The 325-nt window shown below is 67.7% G+C and carries 1 protein-coding gene; it reads right to left on the reverse strand.

The window, feature by feature from the left end:
• Positions 1-325, reverse strand: a 325-nt coding sequence (locus CR165_RS24300; protein ID WP_146202056.1) for a transposase, incomplete at both ends; no start/stop codon positions are given.

A 325-nucleotide genomic window follows, 5' to 3' on the forward strand; every position in this document is an offset into this window, starting at 1 on the left:
CGGTGTCCACCGCGATGTGGCGCTTGCGGCCCTTGAGGCGTTTGGCGGCATCATAGCCCCCACCGCCTGCCGCCTGAGGCGATTTCACGGTTTGGCTGTCCAGGACCCCGGCCGAAGGACTGGCCTCCCGCCCGGCTCGCTCGCGATCGAGCATCAGGGCCACGTTGTGCAGGGTGACGAACAGGAACCGCCGCACGAGCCGTCGAAACCACCAGTAGATCGTCTGCCATGGCCCGAAATGGACCGGCAGCATGCGCCATCCGCATCCTGTCCGCGCCAGGTAGCGGATCGCGTTCAGCACCTCGCGCAGGTCGACGCCAACCCG

This window comes from Teichococcus aestuarii, assembly GCF_003116135.1.
In the GTDB taxonomy this organism is placed as follows: Bacteria; Pseudomonadota; Alphaproteobacteria; order Acetobacterales; family Acetobacteraceae; genus Pseudoroseomonas; species Pseudoroseomonas aestuarii.